General features: G+C 59.4%; 16 protein-coding genes and 2 pseudogenes. 11 read left to right on the top strand and 7 right to left on the bottom strand.

What is annotated here, in order from left to right; translation table 11 throughout:
• Window positions 1-71: 71 nt before the first annotated feature.
• Window positions 72-1,252: pseudogene (gene xylR / locus ABOC21_RS26125) on the top strand (D-xylose utilization transcriptional activator XylR).
• A gap of 63 nt (window positions 1,253-1,315) precedes the next feature.
• Here xylR and ABOC21_RS26120 read toward each other — a convergent pair.
• Window positions 1,316-2,134 carry a protein bax gene (locus ABOC21_RS26120; RefSeq protein WP_426813800.1) on the bottom strand — a complete coding sequence of 273 codons (819 nt, stop codon included), beginning with the start codon at window positions 2,132-2,134 and terminating at the stop codon, window positions 1,316-1,318.
• Between the two features lie 312 nt (window positions 2,135-2,446).
• Here ABOC21_RS26120 and ABOC21_RS26115 point away from each other — a divergent pair, with 312 nt between their 5' ends.
• Both ABOC21_RS26115 and avtA read left to right on the top strand, forming a co-directional pair.
• On the top strand, window positions 2,447-4,480 hold the full coding sequence (locus ABOC21_RS26115; protein ID WP_426813799.1) for an alpha-amylase: 2,034 nt from the start codon (window positions 2,447-2,449) through the stop codon (window positions 4,478-4,480).
• Window positions 4,481-4,654: 174 nt separating this feature from the next.
• Entirely contained in the window at window positions 4,655-5,911 is a 1,257-nt protein-coding gene (gene avtA, locus ABOC21_RS26110) for a valine--pyruvate transaminase (protein ID WP_426813798.1), read from the top strand.
• A gap of 8 nt (window positions 5,912-5,919) precedes the next feature.
• On the opposite strand, the gene selB is transcribed toward avtA, so the two are convergent.
• The 3 genes from selB to ABOC21_RS26095 form a co-directional block, all read right to left on the bottom strand.
• On the bottom strand, window positions 5,920-7,758 hold the full coding sequence (gene selB, locus ABOC21_RS26105) for a selenocysteine-specific translation elongation factor (RefSeq protein WP_426813797.1): 1,839 nt from the start codon (window positions 7,756-7,758) through the stop codon (window positions 5,920-5,922).
• Complete coding sequence (gene selA, locus ABOC21_RS26100) at window positions 7,755-9,143, bottom strand: L-seryl-tRNA(Sec) selenium transferase (protein WP_426813796.1); 1,389 nt, start codon at window positions 9,141-9,143, stop codon at window positions 7,755-7,757. The genes selB and selA overlap by 4 nt, the downstream gene beginning before the upstream one ends.
• 106 nt (window positions 9,144-9,249) lie before the next feature.
• Complete coding sequence (locus ABOC21_RS26095) at window positions 9,250-9,858, bottom strand: glutathione S-transferase (protein ID WP_426813795.1); 609 nt, start codon at window positions 9,856-9,858, stop codon at window positions 9,250-9,252.
• Between the two features lie 493 nt (window positions 9,859-10,351).
• Here ABOC21_RS26095 and ABOC21_RS26090 point away from each other — a divergent pair, with 493 nt between their 5' ends.
• From ABOC21_RS26090 to trmL, 8 genes and pseudogenes are all read left to right on the top strand, one after another.
• Window positions 10,352-12,265: a PTS mannitol transporter subunit IICBA gene (locus tag ABOC21_RS26090; RefSeq protein WP_426813794.1), complete on the top strand. Its 1,914-nt coding sequence runs from the start codon at window positions 10,352-10,354 to the stop codon at window positions 12,263-12,265.
• Window positions 12,266-12,411: 146 nt separating this feature from the next.
• Window positions 12,412-13,561 (top strand): annotated as a pseudogene (mtlD, locus tag ABOC21_RS26085) (mannitol-1-phosphate 5-dehydrogenase).
• Window positions 13,558-14,157, top strand: coding sequence for a mannitol operon repressor MtlR (mtlR, locus tag ABOC21_RS26080; protein WP_426813793.1), 600 nt, complete (start codon window positions 13,558-13,560; stop codon window positions 14,155-14,157). The pseudogene mtlD and the gene mtlR overlap by 4 nt, the downstream one beginning before the upstream one ends.
• Before the next feature lie 168 nt (window positions 14,158-14,325).
• Window positions 14,326-14,688, top strand: a complete 363-nt coding sequence (locus ABOC21_RS26075) for a YibL family ribosome-associated protein (RefSeq protein WP_426813792.1) — start codon at window positions 14,326-14,328, stop codon at window positions 14,686-14,688.
• Window positions 14,689-14,966: 278 nt separating this feature from the next.
• Window positions 14,967-16,625 carry an L-lactate permease gene (lldP, locus tag ABOC21_RS26070; RefSeq protein ID WP_426813791.1) on the top strand — a complete coding sequence of 553 codons (1,659 nt, stop codon included), beginning with the start codon at window positions 14,967-14,969 and terminating at the stop codon, window positions 16,623-16,625.
• Entirely contained in the window at window positions 16,622-17,395 is a 774-nt protein-coding gene (gene lldR / locus ABOC21_RS26065; protein WP_426813790.1) for a transcriptional regulator LldR, read from the top strand. The genes lldP and lldR overlap by 4 nt, the downstream gene beginning before the upstream one ends.
• Complete coding sequence (gene lldD / locus ABOC21_RS26060; protein WP_426815583.1) at window positions 17,395-18,579, top strand: FMN-dependent L-lactate dehydrogenase LldD; 1,185 nt, start codon at window positions 17,395-17,397, stop codon at window positions 18,577-18,579. The genes lldR and lldD overlap by 1 nt, the downstream gene beginning before the upstream one ends.
• A 94-nt stretch (window positions 18,580-18,673) precedes the next feature.
• Complete coding sequence (gene trmL / locus ABOC21_RS26055; RefSeq protein ID WP_426813789.1) at window positions 18,674-19,147, top strand: tRNA (uridine(34)/cytosine(34)/5-carboxymethylaminomethyluridine(34)-2'-O)-methyltransferase TrmL; 474 nt, start codon at window positions 18,674-18,676, stop codon at window positions 19,145-19,147.
• Window positions 19,148-19,247: 100 nt separating this feature from the next.
• Here trmL and cysE read toward each other — a convergent pair whose 3' ends face one another.
• The 3 genes from cysE to secB all read right to left on the bottom strand — a co-directional run bounded on the left by cysE (window position 19,248) and on the right by secB (window position 21,632).
• Window positions 19,248-20,069 (bottom strand): serine O-acetyltransferase, encoded by an 822-nt coding sequence (gene cysE / locus ABOC21_RS26050; RefSeq protein WP_041143199.1) that lies wholly within the window; start codon window positions 20,067-20,069, stop codon window positions 19,248-19,250.
• A gap of 79 nt (window positions 20,070-20,148) precedes the next feature.
• Window positions 20,149-21,165: an NAD(P)H-dependent glycerol-3-phosphate dehydrogenase gene (gpsA, locus tag ABOC21_RS26045; protein WP_426813788.1), complete on the bottom strand. Its 1,017-nt coding sequence runs from the start codon at window positions 21,163-21,165 to the stop codon at window positions 20,149-20,151.
• Window positions 21,165-21,632: a protein-export chaperone SecB gene (gene secB / locus ABOC21_RS26040; RefSeq protein ID WP_041143201.1), complete on the bottom strand. Its 468-nt coding sequence runs from the start codon at window positions 21,630-21,632 to the stop codon at window positions 21,165-21,167. The genes gpsA and secB overlap by 1 nt, the downstream gene beginning before the upstream one ends.
• Window positions 21,633-21,683 lie beyond the last annotated feature (51 nt).

Here is a 21,683-nt window from a genome sequence, read left to right as displayed (position 1 = left end):
TAAGTCGCTTGTAATAGTTCGGGCATTGGCCGGTATTGTATGGCCAGCAAGAGAGACCAGGGAACGAGATTATGTTTGAAAAGCGCCACCGTATTACGTTGTTATTCAACGCCAACAAGGCCTACGATCGGCAGGTTGTGGAAGGCGTTGGCGAATATTTACAGGCGTCGCAGTACTGGAGTGGGACATCTTTATCGAAGAGGATTTCCGCGCCCGGATAGAGAACATCAGAGAGTGGCTGGGAGACGGGGCGATCGCCGATTATGACGACCCCGAAATTGAAAAGCTGCTGGCCGGCGTCGAAGTGCCGATCGTCGGCGTCGGCGGCTCCTACTATCGCCCCGAGGATTACCCGCCGGTTCACTATATCGCCACCGATAACGCCGCCCTGGTTGAGAGCGCCTTCCTGCATCTTAAAGAGAAAGGGGTTCATCGTTTCGCCTTTTACGGGCTGCCCACCTCCAGCGGCAAGCGCTGGGCCGTTGAGCGCGAGCACGCATTTTGCCAGCTGGTCGCCAAAGAGAAGTATCGCGGCGTGGTTTATCAGGGGCTGGAGACGGCGCCGGAAAACTGGCAGCACGCGCAAAACCGTCTGGCGGACTGGCTGCAAACGCTGCCGCCGCAAACCGGGATCATCGCCGTTACCGACGCCCGCGCCCGCCACGTTTTACAGGCCTGCGAGCTGCTGCATATTCCGGTACCGGAAAAGCTCTGCGTTATTGGCATCGATAATGAAGAGCTGACCCGCTACCTGTCGCGCGTGGCGCTATCGTCGGTGGCGCAGGGCACCCGCCAGATGGGCTATCAGGCGGCAAAGCTGCTGCACCGCCTGCTGGATAAAGAAGCGCTGCCGCTGCAGCGCAGGCTGGTTCCCCCCATGCGCGTCATTGAGCGACGCTCGACGGACTACCGCTCCCTCTCCGACCCTTCGGTTATTCAGGCCATGCACTACATCCGCAATCACGCCTGCAAGGGCATAAAAGTCGAGCAGGTACTGGACGCGGTCGGGATCTCGCGTTCGAACCTCGAAAAACGCTTTAAAGAGGAGGTGGGCGAAACCATTCATACGGTCATTCACAGCGAGAAGTTAGAAAAGGCGCGCAGCCTGCTGGTTTCGACGACGCTGTCGATCAATGAAATTTCGCAGATGTGCGGCTATCCGTCGCTGCAGTATTTCTATTCCGTGTTTAAGAAAGAGTACGACGTCACGCCGAAGGAGTACCGCGACCGGCACAGCGAGGTGATGATGTAGCGGGAAAAGCGCGAAAAAAATGCCCGGGCATGCGCGCCGGGCATTTTTATTACGGATTTTGCGTTACATATGTGCGGCAATCAGACGCTGGTTATCCTGATACATCGCGAAGAGATAGTTGTTATAGCTCGACCCTTTGGTCGAATAGCCCTTCAGCTTATGAATCATGGTGCTGGCGGTCACTTCCTGGTCCGTTTTACGCAGCTGCGCGCGGGAGGTGCGGAAGGATTTATACGCCGGATGGGTGTTCAGGTTGGTCACGTAGGCCTGCACCGACTGTTCTACAGAATCAAACTGAGAATAGCCTTTCATCGCACCGCTGCAGTTGCCGCCGCCGCACTTCATACCAAACAGGTTGTTGTTCATGCGCGCCAGCTTCGACGTACCCCAGCCGCTTTCGGCCGCCGCCATCGTGGCAACCATGCTGTTAGGGATAATGTCAACGCGGTCCATCAGCGTGTTCCACGGAATATGACGCGTGTTGCCGGCCCATTTCACCTTATAGCGAGAGGTAATGTCTTTCAGACGCGTGCGCTCGCTCGGCGACCAACGGGAATCATACTGCTTGGTAACAAGCCAGTTGCGATCCGCGGTAATCACCTGATTCTGCTTGGTAATATAAGGCATAACTGTCCGGAGAAACGCTTTTTTCCTTGGGGTTCCGGAAGGGTATTTTCGCAAATCAGGAAGTGAACTGCTCTTTACACTATTGCGAGAATACTCTTGTTTACTGCTGACCTTAACACTACTTTTTTTCTTTACTATCGGGGCTTTATGACTCGTTGTTGCCGTGTGGGTTGTTGCCAACACACTACCTGAAAATATGCAGGTAAGTAACATGAGTATCGCAGCCCCATATCGTCGAATGGGAATCGATATCATTAGATCTCCTGGTCGGATATATGCATTCCAACGCCTTGTTTTATGCGAAAAAACGTTAATTGAATCGCGAATAGTATCAAAAATACCCAGTGAGAGCACTAACAGAAATAGTCCAATTCCTAAAAGCTGTCATCTGAAATCGGTTTCGGCCCGCTGAAAACGTCGCAAAAATGCTAGCCCGGTCTCATTTTTTGGCTATTTTTGAACTGAATCACTCACCCCTTTTCATCCTCCCCGTAAAAGCGCAGGTGGGATGAGTTCATCCCCGGGCCGGACGGGCAAACTGCACAAAAAACCTTACAGGACTTCGGCATGAAACTCGTTGCTCTCGCGTCGCTACTGTTGCCTGGGATGGCCTTCGCCGCCTGGAACACCGCTAACTTTCCCACCTTCACCGAAGAAGGCGCCGGCCGATTTATTAGCCAAAACGAGGTGGCGAAAGGTACACGTCCGCTGCAAATAAATTTTGACCAACAGTGCTGGCAGCCCGCCGGAGCCATAAAGCTTAACCAAATGCTCTCTATGGAGCCCTGCCGCGGCACGCCAGCCCAGTGGCGAGTTTTCCGCGAAGGGCTGTATACCCTTGATGTCGACACCCGCTCCGGCACGCCGACGCTGATGATCACCCTCAAGGAGAGCGAAACGGCGTCAGCGGCGACGCCCCAGCTGCGCCAGTGCCCGAAATGGCAGGGCCAGCCGCTGACGATCGCCGTCGGCCAGACCTTTGCCGAAGGCAGCAAGGTGCGTGATTTTTACAGCGGCAACGTCGCAACGGTGAGCGGCGGCAAAGTCACCCTCCAGCCCGCTCCCAACAGCAACGGCCTGCTGCTGCTCGAGCGCGCGGAAACCGACGCCGCCGCGCCGTTTAGCTGGCATAACGCCACGGTCTATTTCGTGCTCACCGACCGCTTCGTTAACGGCAACCCCGCGAACGACAATAGCTACGGGCGACACAAAGACGGCATGCAGGAGATTGGCACCTTTCACGGCGGCGATCTGCAGGGCCTGACCAGCCGGCTCGACTATCTCCAGCAGCTGGGCGTCAACGCGCTGTGGATCAGCTCGCCGCTGGAGCAAATTCACGGCTGGGTTGGCGGCGGAACCAAGGGAGACTTCCCGCATTACGCCTATCACGGATACTACGCGCAGGACTGGACGAAGCTGGATGCCAACATGGGTACCGAAGCCGACCTGCGCCGTCTCGTCGATGAGGCCCATAAGCGCGGCATGCGCATCCTGTTTGATGTCGTGATGAACCACACCGGCTACGCGACGCTCGCCGATATGCAGGATTTCAAATTTGGCTCCCTCTATCTGCAGGGCGATGAGCTGAAAAAGACGCTCGGCGAACGCTGGACCGACTGGAAACCCGGCCCGGGGCAGAGCTGGCACAGCTTTAACGATTACATCAACTTCAGCGATAAGGCCGGCTGGGAAAAATGGTGGGGGAAAAAGTGGATCCGTACCGATATCGGCGACTACGACAACCCCGGCTTTGACGATCTGACCATGTCCCTGGCCTTCCTGCCGGACCTGAAAACGGAGTCGACAACGCCTTCCGGCCTGCCGAACTTCTATCGGCAGAAAGCAGATACCGCCGCCAAAGAGCTCCCCGGCTTCACGCCGCGCGACTACCTGACCCACTGGCTGAGCCAGTGGGTACGTGACTACGGTATTGACGGTTTCCGCGTCGATACCGCCAAGCACGTCGAACAGGCCGCCTGGCAGCAGTTGAAAACCCAGGCCACCGCCGCGCTGGCGGAGTGGAAAAAAGCCAACCCCGATAAGGCGCTGGATAATGCGCCGTTCTGGATGACCGGCGAGGCCTGGGGCCACGGCGTCATGCAGAGCGATTACTATCGCCACGGTTTTGACGCGATGATTAACTTCGATTATCAGGATCAGGCGGCGAAGGCCGCGGATTGCCTGGCCAATATGGATCTGACCTGGCAGCAGATGGCGGACAAGCTGCAGCAGTTTAACGTCCTGAGCTACCTCTCATCGCACGATACGCGCCTGTTCCGCGAAGGCGGCAGTTCGGCGGCCGAACTGCTGCTGCTCGCCCCCGGCGCGGTGCAAATCTTCTACGGCGATGAGTCCTCGCGGCCCTTTGGCCCGACGGGTTCAGATCCGCTGCAGGGCACGCGCTCGGATATGAACTGGCAGGACGTCACGGGTAAAGCCGCGCTTAGCGTGGCGCACTGGCAGAAGCTGGGCCAGTTCCGCGCCCGCCATCCGGCCGTCGGTAGGGGCAAGCAAACCACCCTTTCCCTGCCGCAGGGCTACGGCTTTGTGCGCGATAGCGGCGATGACAAAGTCATGATCGTGTGGGCAGGTCAGCGCTAGTCCGCGTATAAGCGGCGCCTTCGCCTGTCGAGGGCGCCGCTACAGAATAAATCGCTATTAAAACGAAATAACTCAGCACAATAACAAAACCCTCCCCGTTTCCGCAGATTTGCACCTCGCCAACGCTGGCGTTATGGTTACCCACTTTCCAGACATACCGACAGATTATTCGCGATGACATTTTCACTTTTCGGCGACAAATTCACCCGCCATTCGGGCATTACCCGTTTGATGGAAGACCTTAATGACGGCCTGCGTACGCCGGGTGCAATCATGCTGGGTGGCGGCAACCCCGCGCAAATCCCGGAAATGAATGACTACTTCCACGGCCTGCTCGCCGACATGCTGGCTAACGGTAAAGCCCTTGATGCGCTTTGTAATTACGACGGCCCGCAGGGAAAAAGCGAACTGCTGAGCCTGCTGGCGCAGATGCTGCGTGACGAACTGGGCTGGGAGATTGAACCACAGAATATTGCACTAACAAACGGCAGTCAGAGTGCGTTTTTCTACTTATTTAACCTCTTTGCCGGACGCCGTGCGGATGGCACCACCCGCAAGGTGCTGTTCCCACTAACCCCGGAATATATCGGCTACGCCGATTCGGGTCTCGAAGAGGATCTGTTCGTCGCCACCCGCCCGAACATCGAACTGCTGCCGGAAGGCCAGTTTAAATATCATGTGGATTTCGAACATCTGCAGGTGACGGAAGAGACGGGCATGATTTGCGTCTCCCGCCCGACTAACCCTACCGGTAACGTGATTACCGACGAAGAGTTGATCAAGCTGGATGCGCTGGCCAATCAGCACGGCGTGCCGCTGGTCATTGATAACGCCTACGGCGTTCCTTTCCCGGGGATTATTTTCAGCGACGCCAGGCCGCTATGGAATCCCAATATCGTGCTGTGCATGAGCCTCTCCAAGCTCGGCCTGCCGGGCAGCCGCTGCGGGATTATCATCGCCAATGAGAAGATCGTTACCGCCATCAGCAATATGAACGGCATTATCAGCCTCGCTCCCGGCGGCATGGGGCCGGCGATGATGTGCGAAATGATTAAGCGCAACGACCTGCTGCGCCTGTCGGAAACGGTGATTAAGCCGTTCTATTACCAACGGGTTCAGGAAACCATCGCCATTATTCGCCGCTACCTGCCGGCCGAGCGCTGCCTGATCCATAAGCCGGAAGGCGCTATTTTCCTCTGGCTGTGGTTTAAGGATCTGCCGATCTCCACCGAGCTGCTCTATCAGCGCCTGAAAAAGCGCGGCGTGCTGATGGTGCCGGGCGACTACTTCTTCCCGGGCCTTGATAAGCCCTGGCCGCATACCCACCAGTGCATGCGCATGAACTACGTGCCGGACCCGGAGAAAATTGAAGCGGGCGTGAAGATTCTCGCCGAAGAGGTTGAACGCGCCTGGGGCGAACAGGACGCGTAGCCGCCCGGCTAAAGAAACAGCGCCTTATCGCGCAGAATATGATCGTTTCCGCGCCGGCGGGTAAAGCCAATACGGTCAAAATACTCGAGGATTTGGATCGCCAGCTTTCTGCCGACGTTGAGCTTGTCGCGAAAATCAGCGGCGCAGGTCGATCCCCTCTCGAGATCCAGCTCGCGGATCAGCCCGGCGAATTCGACGATCCGATCGTTGCGGTAATAGCGATCTTTAACGATCGCAGTAATCACTCCCTGCTGCGCCGCCTGGCGCAGCACCGCGCGCATTAAGGGTTCTTCAACGCCGCCCTCTTTTGCCAGATCGCGCACCCACCAGGGCTCATCGGCAAACAGCTCGACCACCCGCAGCCAGACGGCCTGCTGCTCATCGGTAAAGCCCGCTTTATGTTCCGGCAGATGCAGCCAGCCGTGGTGGCTGTGGAGAACCCCGCTTTCGCGCATCTGCTCAATCAGCAGCAGCACCAGCGCTTCGTCCTCCATCGGCAGCGCAATGCGTCGCAGGCGTTCGCGTCCCGTACCCGGCTCATCGCGATGCTGATCGTGATAACGCGCCAGCGCATCGACCAATTTGGTCTGCCAGCGCGCCGCCAGCGGGGCGCTGAGCAGGCTGTTGCCCGCCTGCAGATAGCCGGGCTGGCCCATTAGCGCGGCCAAGCCGGCTTCGCTAAGCTGCCGGGCCCAGGCAAAATCATCGAGACGCACCGCATCGCGCTGCAGATGCACCTCCAGCGCCCGGGCGTCGTCGTCGGCGCTCGCCAGCGTATGCAGCCACTGCAGGTATTCCGGCTTACGCTTGCCGCGGCGCGGGGGATTGAGCGTCACGACTCTGGCGCCTGCCAGCGTGGCGCGGGCGGAGATATCGCGCAGCACCAGGCGATCGTTATCCGCCAGCCACAAAGGGCTATCAAGCACCAGTTCGGCCAGCGCTCCCTCCAGCAGCGACACGCGTCCGGTAATGTGGCGGGCAGCATGATGGATATGCAATGGCTGCCACTGGGTGAGCGGCACGTGGCACTGCAGCTCGACTATCACCCGCCCAGCCGCTTCGGGAGGCTGAACCGACAGCAGCCAGTCGCCGCGGTTTAGCGCCTCTTTTTGCGCATCGCCGACGATATTCAGCGCGATGCGCTGACCGGCCCGCGCCTGCTCGACCGGCTGATTCTGCGCATGCAGGCCGCGCACGCGCACGGGCTTATCGACGCCGGTAAGCCACAGCGTATCGCCGACCTTAACTTCCCCGCTGAGCGCCGTGCCGGTCACCACCAGCCCCGCGCCCTTAACGGTAAAGGCGCGGTCGATCGCCAGGCGAAAGCGCTGATGCTGCGGATGTCCGCGCCCGGAGAGCTGCAGCAGATGCTCCCGCAGCTCGCTAATTCCGCGCCCGGTGGGTACGGCGGTGGTAAATAGCGCGGCGCGCGTAAAACCAAACTCCGCCAGCACCGCTTCTACGTCGGCGCGCACCTCGTCAACGCGCTGCGCCTCCACCCGATCGGCCTTGGTTAGCGCAACGGTTAGCGACGGCTTTCCGGTCAGCTGCAGGATCGCCAGATGCTCGCGGGTCTGCGCCATCACGCCATCGTCGCAGGCCACCACCAGCAGCGCGTGGTCAATACCGGCCACCCCAGCCAGCATGTTGGACAAAAACTTTTCGTGGCCCGGCACGTCGATAAAGCCCGGCACCCGGCCGTCAGGCTGCGGCCAGTAGGCATAGCCCAGATCGATGGTCATCCCGCGGGATTTCTCTTCCGGCAGGCGGTCGGCATTCACGCCGGTAATCGCCTGCAGCAACGTGGTTTTGCCGTGGTCAACGTGTCCGGCGGTGGCAATAATCATGGTAATAACATCTCCATAAACCTCGATTCATCTTCAAGGCAGCGCAAATCCAGCCACAGGCGGCCATCGCTAACTCGCCCAATCACCGGCACCGCCAGCGCCCGCCAGCGGGCAGCCAGCGCCTCCAGCCGGCTGCCCCGACCGTCGCGCGGGGTGAAGGTCAGGGCGGCGCCGGGCAAACGGTCCACCGGCAGCGAGCCGCTGCCGATTTGCGACAGGCAGGACTCAATCCGCACCTCAAAGTCAGCGTAGCGCGCGGCAAGCTGCGGCTGCAGACGCGCCGCCTGAGCGTGGATATCTTCGGCGGTGCGGGTCAGCAGGCGCAGGGTTGGCAGGCGCCCGGCGAGGGTTTCCGGATGCAGGTAGAGGCGCAGGGTGGCCTCCAGCGCCGCAAGGGTCATTTTATCGGCGCGCAGCGCGCGCTTGAGCGGGTGCTGCTGCAGGCGGGCAATCATCGCCTTTTTACCGACGATAATCCCCGCCTGCGGGCCGCCGAGCAGCTTATCGCCGGAGAAGCTCACCAGGCTGACGCCGGCGGCAATCATCTCCTGCGGCATCGGCTCCTTCGGCAGGCCGTACTCGCTCAGGTCCACCAGCGAACCGCTGCCCAGATCGACCACCAGCGGAATATCCAGCTCGCGGCCCAGCGCCGCCAGCTCCGCCTCATCCACGCTTTTAGTAAAACCGGCAATGCTGTAGTTGCTGGTATGCACCTTCATCAGCAGCCCGGTATTCTCACCCACGGCCTGGCGATAATCTTTCGCATGGGTGCGGTTGGTAGTGCCCACCTCGTGTAAAACGCAGCCCGCCTGACGCATCACGTCAGGGATGCGAAACGCGCCGCCAATCTCCACCAGCTCGCCGCGCGAGAGCACGACCTCTTTGCCGCTGGCCGTTGCCGCCAGCATCAGCAGCACCGCCGCGGCGTTGTTATTGACGATGCAGGCGTCTTCCGCGCCGGTCAGGCGGCACAGCAGATCTGCCAGCGCGCGATCGCGGTGGCCGCGCCCGCCGTCGTCGAGGCTGTATTCAAGGGTAACCGGCGCCCGCATCGCCTGCGCAACCGCCTCCACCGCGACCTCGGCCTGGATCGCGCGGCCTAAATTGGTATGCAGCACCGTTCCCGTCAGGTTGAAAACCGGGCGCAGCGCGCTTTCCATCGTCTGCGCCAGCCGCCGTTCGGCCTCCCGCCCCCAGTCGCCGCACCAGTCGGGCAGCGCGTGGCTCAGGCGGATATGCTCCCGCGCCAGCTCCAGCATCTGGCGCAGCAGGGCGACAACCTGGGCGTGGCCGTATCGAGCCAGCACGGACGAGAAAGCGGGATCGCGGAGCAGACGGTCGGTGGCCGGAAGTTGGGTATAAAGCGCGCGAGTATCGGTAGTCATGAATGAGCCTGGCGATAGGTTATTTTCCCCCCTCCCGACGGGAGAGGGAGTCAACAATTGAGCGGCAATTGTAACGCCTGCGCGCGGAAACTGTTACCCGCCTGGGTCAACTCCTTGGCGGTTCCGTGCGGGCAAAACTGGCGCGCTGAAAGAGCGCCTCAACCAGCGCAATCAGCCGAGGCCGCGTCGCGCACCAGCCCGGCGCCACGCGGCGGAAGTTAAGATAGGCAATGGCGCAGGCCGCGGAGATCGACGCCAGGTTAATCTCATCCCCGCGCAGGGTGCCGTCGGCCGCGTAGGCCTCCAGCGCATCCAGGCCGCGAGCCACCTTCTCGCGTTGGCGCAGCAGCTCCGTTTCCGACTGCTGGGCCGGCGGACGCGCCTTTTCACGCACCAGTGCCTGCGCCGCCTCCATCACGCCGTCAGCCAGCGCCTCCAGCTGCCGTATTTTCAGCGCCGCCTGCGGCTCGGTCGGCAGCATATCCGGCATCACGCCGAGCAGTTCCAGATATTGCGCAATAATCGGCGAGTCGAACCAGCACTCGCCGTCGTCGGTCACCAGTACCGGCACCTTGCCTAACGGATTATATTTCGCGACGCCGCTGGTTTCGCTCCAGGGGAATTCATTGACGAACTCGAAGGGAATATCTTTTTCCAGCAGTATGACGGAAATTTTGCGCACAAAGGGACTGGTATAGCTGCCGATCAGTTTCATTGCCTGCTCCTTTCGCCAACAAAAATCTAAGTATGGTTCAGGCGCGGACAAAAGGCAGGCGGGACGTCGCGGCAATCAGCCCTGGACGTTATACAACCGATCCGCATGGGCCAACGCCGGCCCGCGAAATCTGCCTGAGATCACAGGCGCTAAAAACAAGCGCCGATATTTTGTGACAAACATCACATATAAAAAATTATTATCAGATACAAAATTGTGACATTTATCACATTAAATCGCATTTTCGGCCGCAAATTATCCCCCGGACGCTTTTTTGCACAGCCATTATGTGACACAAATCACTATATACACCTCACGATCGCCTATATTCACGTGACACAGATCACATAAAGACCCGGTCACTGGACAGTTCTACGATTCAGTGCCAGATTTCGCTTTATCAATCAGGGTCCGGCTTCCTCTGCCGCCACATTAACAACAAGCCTCAGGCTTTTAGCCTACGCGATAAGCAAAACAGAAAAAGGGGTGTTTTATGTCATCCGATATCAAGATCAAGGTGCAAAGCTTTGGTCGTTTCCTTAGCAATATGGTGATGCCAAACATCGGCGCGTTTATCGCGTGGGGTATCATCACCGCACTATTCATTCCGACAGGATGGCTGCCGAGCGAAACGCTGGCGAAGCTGGTCGGCCCGATGATTACCTACCTGCTGCCGCTGCTGATCGGTTACACCGGCGGTAAGCTGATTGGCGGCGAGCGCGGCGGCGTGGTCGGCGCGATTACCACGATGGGCGTGATCGTCGGCGCCGATATGCCGATGTTCCTCGGCGCGATGATTGCCGGTCCGCTGGGCGGCTGGGCGATTAAACATTTTGACGGCTGGGTAGACGGTAAGATTAAGTCCGGCTTCGAGATGCTGGTGAATAACTTCTCCGCCGGCATCATCGGGATGATCCTCGCGATTCTGGCGTTTCTCGGCATTGGCCCTGCGGTTGAAGTCCTGTCGAAAATTCTGGCGGCGGGCGTTAACTTCATGGTCGTGCATGACATGCTGCCGCTGGCGTCTATCTTCGTAGAACCGGCGAAAATCCTGTTCCTCAACAACGCCATCAACCACGGTATCTTCTCGCCGCTGGGTATTCAGCAGTCCCACGAGCTGGGCAAATCAATCTTCTTCCTGATTGAAGCGAACCCGGGTCCGGGGATGGGCGTGCTGCTGGCGTATATGTTCTTTGGTCGCGGTAATGCCAAGCAGTCCGCGGGCGGCGCGGCAATCATCCACTTCCTCGGCGGTATTCACGAAATCTACTTCCCGTACGTGCTGATGAACCCGCGTCTGATCCTCGCCGTTATCCTCGGCGGTATGACCGGCGTGTTCACCCTGACCATCCTCAACGGTGGCCTGGTGTCTCCGGCTTCTCCGGGCTCCATCCTGGCGGTGCTGGCCATGACGCCGAAAGGCACCTATTTTGCTAACATCGCTGCGATTATCGCCGCTATGGCCGTCTCCTTCGTGGTCTCCGCCATTCTGCTGAAAACCAGCAAAGTGAAAGAGGAAGAGGATATCGATGCGGCAACCCGCCGTGTGCAGGATATGAAGTCCGCTTCCAAAGGCGCGGCGACGCCGCTGGCCGCTGGCGATGTCGCTAACGACCTGAGCCACGTGCGCAAAATCATCGTTGCCTGCGACGCCGGTATGGGTTCCAGCGCCATGGGCGCAGGCGTGCTGCGTAAGAAAGTACAGGATGCGGGACTGAGCAATATCTCCGTCACCAACTGTGCGATTAACAACCTGCCGCCGGACGTCGACCTGGTGATTACCCACCGCGACCTGACCGAACGCGCCATGCGCCAGGTCCCGCAGGCTCAGCATATTTCGCTGACCAACTTCCTCGATAGCGGCCTGTACACCAGCCTGACCGAACGTCTGGTCGCGGCGCAGCGCCATACCGATAACGAAGAGAAAGTTCGCGACAGCCTGCAGGACAGCTTTGACGCCGCCGATACTCACCTGTTCAGGCTCGGGGCGGAAAATATCTTCCTCGGTCGTCACGCGGCGACCAAAGAAGAAGCCATTCTCTTTGCCGGCGAGCAGTTGGTCAAAGGCGGCTACGTTGAACCGGAATACGTGCAGGCAATGCTGGATCGCGAAAAGCTGACCTCCACTTACCTGGGTGAGTCCATCGCGGTCCCGCACGGCACTATCGAAGCGAAAGATCGCGTCCTGAAAACCGGCGTGGTGTTCTGCCAGTATCCGCAGGGTGTACGTTTCGGCGAAGAGGAAGATGAGGTTGCCCGTCTGGTCATCGGCATCGCCGCCCGCAATAACGAGCACATCCAGGTCATCACCAGCCTGACCAACGCGCTGGACGATGAGACGGTGATTGAGCGCCTGACGCACACCACCAGCGTGGAAGAAGTGCTGGCGCTACTGAACAAAGCCTAATCCGTTGCCCGGACGAGGCGCTGACGCCGGCGTCCGGGATAACGAGAAACACCAGCCTCTCTCCGCATGCCGGAGAGAGGGTTCGGGTGAGGGACAGGCCTCACCCGAACCCTCTCAGGTAAAAACATTAATTGAAGGTTAATACTATGAAAGCATTACATTTTGGCGCAGGTAATATCGGGCGCGGCTTTATCGGTAAACTGCTGGCCGACGCGGGAATCACCTTAACATTTGCCGATGTGAATCAGGTCGTTCTGGATGCCCTTAACGCCCGTCATAGCTATCAGGTTCACGTTGTCGGCGAAAACGAGCAGGTGGATACCGTCTCCGGCGTCAACGCCGTGAGCAGCATCGGCGATGAGGTCGTTGAGCTGATCGCCAGCGTGGATCTGGTCACCACCGCCGTCGGCCCGGTCGTGCTGGAGCGCATCGCCCCGGCCATTGCCAAAGGGCTGGTCAAGCGCAAGGCGCAGGGGGTTGAAGCCCCGCTGAACATCATCGCCTGCGAGAACATGGTGCGCGGAACCACGCAGTCTGAAGGGCCACGTGTTTAACGCGCTGGCCGAAGAAGACAAAGCCTGGGTAGAAGCCCACGTCGGCTTCGTCGATTCCGCCGTTGACCGCATTGTGCCGCCGTCCGCGTCGGCGACCCACGACCCGCTGGAAGTCACCGTGGAGACCTTCAGCGAATGGATTGTCGATAAAACCCAGTTTAAGGGCGCCCTGCCCGCTATCCCGGGCATGGAATTAACCGACAACCTGATGGCATTTGTCGAACGTAAGCTATTCACCTTAAACACCGGACATGCTATAACCGCCTACCTCGGAAAACTGACGGGCCACCAGACGATTCGCGACGCGATCCTCGATGAGAAAATTCGCGCCATCGTCAAAGGGGCCATGGAAGAGAGCGGCGCGGTGCTGATTAAGCGCTACGGCTTTGATGCCCTGAAGCACGCCGCCTATATCCAGAAGATTCTCGGTCGTTTCGAGAACCCGTATTTGAAAGATGACGTTGAGCGCGTTGGCCGCCAGCCGCTACGTAAACTTAGCGCGGGCGATCGCCTGGTTAAGCCGCTGCTCGGCACGCTGGAATACGCCCTGCCGCACGCCAACCTGGTGAAAGGGATTGCGGCGGCGATGCACTTCCGTAGCGCAGAGGATCCGCAGGCGCAGGAGCTGGCGGCGCTGATTGCCGAGAAGGGCCCGCAGGGCGCGCTGGCACAGATTTCCGGTCTGGATGCCGCAAGCGACGTGGTGCTGGAGGCCGTTAACGACTATAACGCCATCAAATGAGGCACGAACTGGCGCGGCACGAACCGCGCCCACGACTACTCCTGTCAGATATGCAGGCAATAATGGAAGAAACACAGGCATTTGAAAACCGTGTGCTTGAGCGTCTGAATGCTGGCAAAACCGTACGAAGCTTCCTGATCGCCGCCGTCGAGCTACTCACTGAGGCGGTTAATATCCTGGTGCTTCAGGTATTCCGCAAAGATGATTACGCGGTGAAATACGCAGTGGAACCGTTGCTGGACGGCGACGGGCCGCTGGGCGACCTTTCCGTACGCCTGAAGCTGATTTACGGCCTTGGGGTGATTAGCCGCGCCGAGTATGAAGACGCCGAGCTGCTGATGGCCCTGCGCGAAGAGCTCAACCACGACGGCAACGAGTACGGTTTTACCGACGACGAGATCCTCGGGCCTTTTGGCGAACTGCACTGCGTCAGCGCGCTGCCGCCTGTGCCGCTGTTTGATGAGAGCGATGCGGAACTGTTGGCGATGCAGAAGCTGCGCTACCAGCAGGTTGTACGCTCAACGATGATGCTGTCCCTGACCGAGCTGATTTCCCGAATCAGCTTAAAAAAAGCTTTTCAGAAACTGGCGCTCTGACTCCCGTCTGCGCACATCGCACGCTGCCGATACAGCTGGCCGCAATACTCCCGACGAGAATGCTTCACAGGGCAAAGCCGCGAGATTTCGATAAATAACTACCCACAGCACAACTCACAGCCCATACTATATGGCGTTGATCCCCCTTTATTAATAGATTAAATCACCATGAAAGAAGTCGAAAAGAATGAAATCAAGCGTTTGAGCGACCGTCTCGACGCCATCCGCCATCAGCAGGCCGATATGTCGCTGGTTGAAGCCGCGGACAAATACGCCGAGCTGGACAAAGAAAAAGAGACCATTGAAGCGGAAATCGTGCGCCTGCGCGCCGTTCAGGGCCAGAAGCTAAGCAAAGAGGCGCAAAAGCTCATGAGCCTGCCGCACCGCCGCGCGATCACCAAAAAAGAGCAGGCCGACATGGGCAAGCTGAAAAAAAGCGTGCGCGGCCTGGTTATCGTTCACCCGATGACCGCTCTGGGTCGTGAAATGAAGCTCACGGAAATGACCGGCTTCTCTAAAATCGCATTCTGATCCCCCTTCCCTCTCCGCCCGGAGAGGGGATTTTCTCTGCGCAGGACGCTCCCCAGCATTTCGCTAAATTGGCCCAACCAATGATTTCTTAAATCGTCCAATAGTTCACATATCCATCATTTTTCGTCACAACCATATTGCTCATCAATAACATTTAGTTAACCATTCGTTGTCGTTAATCCCACAACACCCTATTGGCTGGGCCAGTTTTACAAATGATGTGACCGGCAAGGAGCGCAGACTCAGCACGGCATCACGGTGGCCCGATGGAGACCTGCATGAACCTCTGGCAACAAAATTACGATCCGGCCGGTAATATCTGGCTCTCAAGCTTTATCGCATCGCTACCGATTCTGTTTTTCTTTTTTGCCCTGATTAAGCTCAAGCTCAAAGGGTACGTTGCCGCCAGCTGGACCGTCGCGATTGCGCTGGCGGTGGCGTTGCTGTTCTATAAAATGCCGGTCGACCGCGCGCTGACCTCCGTGGTCTACGGCTTCTTCTACGGCCTGTGGCCCATCGCCTGGATTATTATTGCCGCCGTATTCGTCTACAAAATCTCGGTGAAGACCGGGCAGTTCGAGATTATCCGCTCGTCAATACTGTCCATTACCCCGGACCAGCGCCTGCAGATGCTGATCGTCGGCTTCTCCTTCGGCGCCTTCCTCGAAGGGGCGGCGGGCTTTGGCGCGCCGGTGGCGATTACCGCCGCGCTGCTGGTGGGCCTCGGCTTTAACCCCCTGTACGCCGCCGGCCTGTGCCTGATTGTCAACACCGCGCCGGTAGCCTTCGGGGCGATGGGGATCCCTATTCTGGTCGCCGGCCAGGTCACCGGAATCGACAGCTTCGCCATCGGCCAGATGGTCGGACGCCAGCTACCGTTCCTGACGATCATCGTGCTGTTCTGGATTATGGCGATTATGGACGGCTGGCGCGGCGTCAAAGAGACCTGGCCGGCGGTGATTGTCGCCGGCGGCTCCTTTGCCATTGCGCAATACCTCAGCTCAAACTTCCTTGGCCCGGAGCTGCCGGATATCATCTCCTCGCTGGTGTCGCTGGTCTGCCTGACCCTGTTCCTTAAGCGCTGGCAGCCGGTTCGTATCTTCCGCTTTGGCGATATGGGCGCCGCGCAGGTCGATCAAACCCTGGCGCGTACGCATTACACCGCCGGCCAGGTCATTCGCGCCTGGTCGCCGTTCCTGTTCCTGACCGCCACCGTCACGCTGTGGAGCATCCCGCCGTTTAAGGCCCTGTTTGCTCCGGGCGGCGCGATGTACGACTTCGTGATTAATATCTCCGTGCCGTTCCTCGATAAGATGGTCGCCCGCATGCCGCCGGTGGTCAGCGCCGCGACGCCTTACGCCGCGGTGTATAAATTCGACTGGCTGTCGGCCACCGGTACGGCGATTCTGTTCGCGGCTATACTTTCCGTGGTCTGGCTGCGCATGAAGCCGAAAGACGCGCTGATCACCTTTGGCAGCACGCTTAAGGAGCTGGCGCTGCCGATTTACTCGATCGGTATGGTTCTGGCGTTCGCGTTTATCTCCAACTACTCCTACGGGCTGTCGTCGACGCTGGCGCTCGCCCTGGCGCATACCGGCCATGCGTTTACCTTCTTCTCGCCGTTCCTCGGCTGGCTGGGGGTGTTCCTGACCGGTTCAGATACCTCGTCGAACGCGCTGTTCGCCGCGCTACAGGCCACGGCGGCCCAGCAAATCGGCGTTTCCGATATTCTGCTGGTTGCCGCCAACACCACCGGCGGAGTCACCGGGAAGATGATCTCCCCGCAGTCCATCGCCATCGCCTGCGCGGCGGTAGGCCTGGTGGGCAGGGAGTCTGACCTGTTCCGCTTTACCGTAAAACATAGCCTGATCTTTACCTGTATGGTCGGCGTCATCACCACGCTGCAGGCTTACGTCTTAACCTGGATGATCCCGTGATAGTTATGCCTAAGCGCCTCGCCGACGACGTCGCCCGTCGCGTGCGGGAGCTGATTGAAGAACAAAACCTCGAGGCGGGCATGCGATTGCCCGCCGAACGGCAGCTGGCCGCCCAGCTCGGCGTGTCGCGTAATTCGCTGCGCGAGGCGCTGGCGATGCTGGTTAACGAAGGGCTCCTGCTGAGCCGCCGCGGCGGCGGAACCTTTGTCCGCTGGCAGCACGAAGCATGGTCGGAACAGAATATCGTGCAGCCGCTGAAAACGCTGCTCGCCGACGACCCCGACTACAGTTTTGATATTCTGGAAGCCCGCCACGCCATTGAGGCCAGCACCGCCTGGCACGCCGCGATGCGGGCTACCGATGGCGAAAAAGAGAAAATCCGCCTGTGCTTTGAAGCCACCCAGAGCGAGGACCCGGACCTGGCCTCCCAGGCCGACGTCCGCTTCCACCTCGCGATTGCCGAGGCGTCGCACAACGTGGTGCTGCTGCAAACCATGCGCGGTTTTTTCGACCTCCTGCAGTCGTCGGTCAAGGAGAGCCGCCAGCGGATGTACCTTGTGCCGCCGGTTTTCGCCCGCCTGACCGAACAGCATCAGGCCGTTATGGACGCCATTTTTGCCTCCGACGCCGAGGGCGCGCGCCAGGCGATGATGGCCCACCTGGGCTTTGTCCACGCCACGATTAAACGTTTTGATGAAGATCAGGCCCGCCAGGCGCGCATTACCCGCCTGCCCGGCGCCCACAATGAAAATTCCAGGGAGAACTCGTGATGATTATTTCAGCCGCCAGCGACTACCGCGCCGCCGCCCAGCGGATCCTGCCGCCGTTCCTGTTCCACTATATCGACGGCGGAGCCTACGCCGAGCACACGCTGCGCCGCAACGTTGAAGATCTCTCCGACGTGGCGCTGCGCCAGCGGGTGCTGAAAAATATGTCGGACCTGAGTCTGGAAACCACGCTGTTCAAAGAAAAGCTCGCCATGCCGGTGGCGCTGGCACCGGTCGGGCTGTGCGGGATGTACGCCCGTCGCGGTGAAGTGCAGGCCGCAGGCGCGGCGGATGATAAAGGCATTCCGTTTACCCTCTCCACCGTTTCCGTGTGCCCGATTGAAGAGGTCGCCCCGACCATCAAGCGCCCGATGTGGTTCCAGCTGTACGTCCTGCGCGACCGCGGCTTTATGCGCAATGCGCTGGAGCGCGCCAAGGCCGCGGGCTGTTCAACTCTGGTCTTTACCGTTGATATGCCGACGCCGGGGGCCCGCTATCGCGACGCCCATTCCGGCATGAGCGGCCCGAATGCGGCGCTGCGCCGCTACTGGCAGGCGATGACCCACCCGCAGTGGGCGTGGGACGTTGGCTTAAACGGCCGCCCGCATGACCTCGGCAATATTTCCGCCTATCTCGGCAAGCCAACCGGTCTTGAAGACTATATCGGCTGGCTGGCCAATAACTTCGATCCGTCGATTTCGTGGCAAGACCTGGAGTGGATCCGCGAATTCTGGGACGGCCCGATGGTGATCAAGGGGATCCTCGATCCGCAGGACGCACGGGATGCGGTGCGCTTCGGCGCCGACGGGATCGTGGTTTCCAACCACGGCGGCCGCCAGCTCGACGGCGTCCTCTCCTCCGCCCGCGCGCTGCCCGCTATCGCCGATGCGGTGAAGGGCGATATCGCGATTCTTGCCGATAGCGGTATTCGCAACGGCCTCGACGTGGTGCGGATGATTGCGCTGGGCGCCGATAGCGTGCTGCTCGGCCGCGCCTATCTGTACGCGCTGGCCACCCACGGCAGGCAGGGGGTAGCCAACCTGCTGAACCTGATTGAGAAAGAGATGAAGGTGGCGATGACCCTGACCGGGACCAAAACCATCGCTGAAATCAGCCGCGACTCGCTGGTGCAGAACGCCGACGCGCTGCAGACCTTCAATGCGATTAAGCAGGGTAACGCCGCGTAATCCGCTCCCCCGGCTCTCTCCCGCAGGGATGAGGGCCGGGGAAATATCTGCTATTCTGCCCCCCGCCATCAAGAGCCTAATGAGACAGGGCAGCATGCTGAACATTGTACTATTCGAACCAGAGATCCCGCCGAACACCGGCAATATTATCCGCCTGTGCGCCAACACCGGCTTTAGCCTGCATATCATCGAGCCGATGGGCTTCGCCTGGGACGATAAGCGTCTGCGCCGGGCCGGGCTGGACTATCACGAGTTTACCGCCGTTCAGCGACATCACGATTATGCGGCTTTTGTCGCAAGCGCCAGCCCGCAGCGCCTGTTTGCGCTCACCACCAAAGGCACCCCCGCCCACAGCGCGGTGAGCTATCAGGACGGTGACTTTTTACTGTTCGGCCCGGAAACCCGCGGTCTGCCGGCCAGCATTCTTGATGCCCTGCCGCCGCAGCAGAAAATCCGTATTCCGATGATGCCGGACAGCCGCAGCATGAACCTGTCAAACGCGGTATCGGTAGTGGTGTATGAGGCCTGGCGCCAGTTGGGATATCCCGGCGCGCTATTGCGTAGTTAACTATTCGGATGTTTCGCCGCAGTATGGAATGGACTGCGCGCAGCGCGTGAGGACGGCCAGCGCGGCCCGACGCCAGGCCGGCCGCTAAGATAGCCCGATTCTAGATCCCGTCGCCGTACTCAAACGTATGGTGGATGCCGTTAAAGTGCTGATCCATATCCATCGCCGGCTTATCGCTCTCCGGCTTGCCGACGATGCGCGCCGGAACGCCTGCGGCGGTGGTATGCGGCGGAACGGGCTGCAGCACCACGGATCCGGCGCCGATTTTGGCCCCGCGTCCCACTTCGATATTGCCGAGGATCTTCGCCCCGGCGCCAATCATCACGCCTTCGCGGATTTTCGGATGGCGATCGCCGCTGGTTTTACCGGTACCGCCGAGGGTGACGGACTGCAGAATAGAGACGTCGTTCTCGATCACCGCCGTTTCGCCAACCACAATGCCGGTCGCGTGGTCGAGCATTATTCCACGGCCAATATTCGCCGCCGGGTGAATATCGACCTGGAAGGAGACGGAAACCTGGTTTTGCAGGAAAATCGCCAGCGCGCGCCGGCCCTGATTCCACAGCCAGTGCCCGATGCGGTACGCCTGTAGCGCGTGAAATCCTTTGAGGTACAGCAGCGGCGTGGAGTATTTATCGACCGCCGGGTCGCGGGTACGCACGGCCTGAATATCGCAGGCGGCGGCGGCGATCATTTCCGGGTCGGCGGCATAGGCCTCTTCCACCACTTCACGAATCGCGATGGCGGGCATAATCGGCGAGGCCAGCTTGTTAGCCAGCATATAGCTCAGCGCGCTGCCGAGGTTTTCGTGCTTCAGCAGCGTGGCGTGGTAGAAACTGGCGAGCATCGGCTCACAGTCAGCTAAAGCTCGGGCTTCGGCTTTAATATTATTCCAGACGATATCCAGTTCTTCACACGGCATTGCTGACTCCAGGCGATAGCATAATGACCGGCCAGTTCTGTGCTGACCGGGTCATAGAGGTGACAAGGTTCCTTTGAGGCTAATTGCTGCGCTCGTCCTTGCGTGCGCGACCTAATAAGGTCAATGCTGCCTCGCGCGCAATTTTTCCGCAATACAATACCTGATAAATTTGCTCGGTTATTGGCATTTCAACGCCTAAACGCTGTGCCAGAACGCGAACTTCCTTAGTATTGCGGTAGCCTTCAACCACCTGGCCAATCTTATCCTGCGCGCTTTGCACGTCCATGCCCTCACCGAGCATCATGCCGAAGCGGCGGTTACGCGACTGGTTGTCGGTACAGGTCAGTACCAAATCGCCCAGGCCCGCCATCCCCATAAAGGTTTCCGGATCGGCGCCCAGCGCCGCGCCCAGGCGAGACATCTCGACCAGACCACGGGTAATCAGCGCGGTGCGCGCGTTGGCGCCAAAGCCGATCCCGTCGGACATCCCGGCGCCAATGGCGATAACGTTTTTTACCGCGCCGCCAAGCTGGACGCCAATGAAGTCCGGATTGATATAGACGCGGAAGCTTTTACCGCAGTGCAGCAGGTGCTGCAGATCGTCGGCAAACTGCGGGTCCGTCGAGGCCAGGGAGATGGCCGTCGGCAGCCCTGCGGCCAGCTCTTTCGCAAAGGTTGGGCCGGAGATCACCGCCAGCGGAATATTCTCCCCCAGCGCTTCCCGCGCCACGTCCTGCAGCAGGCGGCCGGTTTCAGCTTCAAGACCTTTCGTCGCCCAGACCAGGCGCGCGTCGGAACGCATCAGCGGCTTAATCTGGCGCAGCACCTGGCCGAAGACGTGGCTCGGAACGACAACCAGAATATCGCGGCTGGCGGCCAGGGCGGTCGACAGGTCGCTCTCCAGATGCAGCGTATCGGGCAAGGGAACGTCAGGAAGAAAAGCGGCGTTGCAGCGATCGTTTTGCAGCGTCGCGATGTGCTTAGGGTCATGGCCCCAGAGCACAACGTGATGGCCATTTCTTGCCAGGGTGATGGCAAGAGCGGTGCCGTACGAGCCGGCACCGATCACAGTCATTGCAGCATTAAGTTCGTTCATCAGGCATCCTGATGCTGTTCGGCACCTTCGCCAGCCTGCTGCTGCAGATAGTTCATAAACAGCGCATCGAAGTTCACTGGCGCAAGGTTCAGTTGCGGGAAGGTACCGCGAGAAACCAGGCTGGTGATGCACTCGCGCGCGTACGGGAACAGAATGTTCGGGCAGTATGCGCCGAGGCAGTGCGCCATCTGGTTGCCGTCAATGCCTTCGATAGAGAAGATGCCGCCCTGCTGCACTTCGCACAGGAATGCGGTTTCTTCGCCCAGCGCGGCGGTTACGGTCACGCGCAGCACCACTTCATAAACGCCTTCAGCCAGCTGGCTGGAAGCGGTATCCAGATCAAGTTTAACTTCTGGCTGCCAGTCTTTCTGGAAAACTTGCGGAGCATTCGGCGCTTCGAAGGAGATATCCTTGGTATAAATACGCTGGATCTGGAAAGTCATTTCGGTGCTGTTTTGTTCTGACATAGTAAAACCCTTTCGTGTTGTCCTTAAATACGCCTACCCGGCCTGGGTAGA

It is taken from the genome of Klebsiella sp. WOUb02 (assembly GCF_050058015.1).
GTDB lineage: Bacteria > Pseudomonadota > Gammaproteobacteria > Enterobacterales > Enterobacteriaceae > Klebsiella.
Note: the sequence above shows the minus strand (reverse complement) of the source record. Positions and strands in the feature narration are given on the sequence as shown.